The 1,578-nt window shown below is 73.6% G+C and carries 1 protein-coding gene and 2 pseudogenes; all 3 read left to right on the top strand.

Annotation, left to right across the window (positions count from 1 at the left end; translation table 11 throughout):
- Positions 1–140 (top strand): annotated as a pseudogene (locus D7V97_RS46915) (mevalonate kinase); the annotation flags it as partial.
- The gene (mvaD, locus tag D7V97_RS42930) at positions 137–1,123 is read left to right on the top strand and encodes a diphosphomevalonate decarboxylase (RefSeq protein ID WP_120616258.1); all 987 of its coding nucleotides are present in this window, start codon (positions 137–139) and stop codon (positions 1,121–1,123) included. The pseudogene D7V97_RS46915 and the gene mvaD, both read left to right, overlap by 4 nt.
- Positions 1,123–1,578 (top strand): annotated as a pseudogene (locus D7V97_RS42935) (phosphomevalonate kinase); the annotation flags it as partial. The gene mvaD and the pseudogene D7V97_RS42935, both read left to right, overlap by 1 nt.

Genomic DNA, 1,578 nt, shown 5'->3' on the forward strand with positions numbered 1-1,578 from the left:
CGGGGGCGGGTGGCGACGGGGGCGCCGTCATCGGCCTCTTCCTCGAACCGGAGCCCGTGGTCGCGAAGCTGACGCGCGACGGCGTGCGCTGCTTCGCCAGCCAGCTGGCGGGACCGCGGGCCCAGGGAGTCCTCTCATGAAAGCAACCGTCCGGGCGCATCCGAACATCGCCCTCGTGAAGTACTGGGGGAAGCGCGACGACGCGCTCATCCTCCCGCACCAGTCCAGCCTGTCGCTCACGCTGTCGCCCATCCACGTGACAACCACGGTGGAGTTCGGCGCCGCGTCCGACCACGTGGAGCTCCACGGCCACGTCGCCAAAGGCAGCGAGCGCGACCGCGTGCTGCGCCTGCTGGACGCCGTGCGCGTGCAGGCGGGCCGCGACCTGGGCCCCGCGAAGGTGGTGTCGCGCGGCGACTTCCCGATGGCGGCGGGGCTCGCCAGCAGCGCGGCGGGCTTCGCGGCGCTGGCGGTGGCGGGGCGTCAGGCGGCGGGGCTGCCGGCGGACACGCGCGCCTCCAGCATCCTCGCGAGACGGGGCAGCGGCTCCGCGTGCCGCAGCGTCCAGGGCGGCTTCTGCGAGTGGCTGCGCGGTGAGCGCGAGGACGGCGAGGACAGCTATGCCGTGCAGCGCTTCGACGCGGGGCACTGGCCGGACCTGCGCATGGTTGTGGCCATCGTCGACCGCGGCGAGAAGGAAGTGAAGTCGCGCGACGGCATGAAGTCCACGGTGGAGACGAGCCCCTACTACCCGGCGTGGGTGAAGGACGCGGAGGCCGAAGTGCCCCGCGCCCGCGACCTCATCGCGAAGAAGGACCTGGAGGCGCTGGGTGAGCTGTGCGAGCGCAATGCGTGGCGCATGCACAGCACCTCGCTCGCGGCCGACCCACCGCTCTGCTACCTGAGCCCGGCGACGCTGGGGCTCATCCAGCACCTGCGCGAGCAGCGCAAGAAGGGCGTGCCGGTGTGGTTCACGCTCGACGCGGGGCCCAACCCGGTGCTGCTGACGGACGCGGCGCACGAGGTCGCGGCGGAAGCGCTGGCCCGCGCGTGCGGCGCGGTGGACGTGGTGCGCTGCGTGCCCGGCGGGGACGCGGTCCTCCAGTCGGAGCACCTGTTCTGATGGAGCGCGCGCTCTCCGCACCCGGCAAGCTGTTCGTCTCCGGCGAATACGCCGTGCTGTGGGGAGGCGTCTCGCGCGTCGCCGCGGTGGCGCCCCGCACGGCCGCCTATGTGCGCAGGCGGCAGGACTCGCGCGTGCACATCTGCCTGGAGGAGGGAACGCTCCAGGGCCTCACCACGCCCCGGGGCGTGAAGTGGGAGCGCGATGTGCCGGCGGGGTTCTCCTTCGTCGCGCTCACGCTGGACGAAGCCCTGCGCGCGCACGGCCGGCCGAGCGTCGGCCTCGACCTCGCGGTGGCGCCAGGCGCGACGGGCCCTGGAGGCCACAAGCTGGGGCTGGGCGGCAGCGCGTCCGCGTCGGTGCTCGCGGCGGAGGGCGCCCGCTTCGTGCTGGAGGAGAAGTTCGACGTGCTGAAGCTCGCGCTCGTCTCGCACGCGATGGGGCAGGGCGGGAAG

The sequence above is a fragment of the Corallococcus sp. CA053C genome, assembly GCF_003611675.1.
Classification (GTDB): domain Bacteria; phylum Myxococcota; class Myxococcia; order Myxococcales; family Myxococcaceae; genus Corallococcus.